This window comes from Aquabacterium sp. A08 (assembly GCF_011742065.1).
Window position 1 is genome coordinate 1 of record NZ_JAAQQT010000248.1, and the last position, 554, is coordinate 554.

General features: G+C 75.1%; 1 protein-coding gene. It reads left to right on the top strand.

Features of this window, described 5'->3' with window-relative positions; translation table 11 throughout:
• Positions 1 to 6 precede the first annotated feature (6 nt).
• Positions 7 to 554 (top strand): pseudouridine synthase (locus tag HA630_RS26870; protein WP_208299904.1); only part of this gene is annotated, 548 nt, incomplete at its 3' end.

Here is a 554-nt window from a genome sequence, read left to right on the forward strand (position 1 = left end):
CGGCCGCTGCCCGTGCCCGACGGCGTGACCGTGCGGCACGCCGACGACGCGCTGCTGGTGCTGGACAAGCCCGCCGGCCTGCTCTCGGTGCCCGGCCGCGGGCCCGAGCACGCCGACTGCCTGAGCGCCCGCGTGCAGGCCCTGTACCCCGACGCGCTGGTGGTGCACCGGCTGGACATGGCCACCTCCGGCCTGGTGCTGATGGCGCGCGGCCCCGAGGCCCAGCGCACCCTGAGCCGCGCCTTCGCCGAACGGCGCGTGCACAAGCGCTATGTGGCGGTGGTGGCGGGCCAGCCCGACCCGGCCGGGGCCGACGCCGACGGCTGGTGCGAGATCCACCTGCCGCTGATCGTCGATTGGCCGAATCGCCCCAAAAGCAAGGTGGACTTCGCGCTGGGCAAACCCAGCCACACGCGCTGGCGCCTGGCGCCCGACGCGCCCTCCGCGGTGGCAGGGGCGGCGGCAGGACCCACCGCCCGGCTGGAACTGGAACCTGTGACCGGCCGCTCGCACCAGTTGCGGGTGCACCTGCAGGCGCTGGGTCACCCCATACT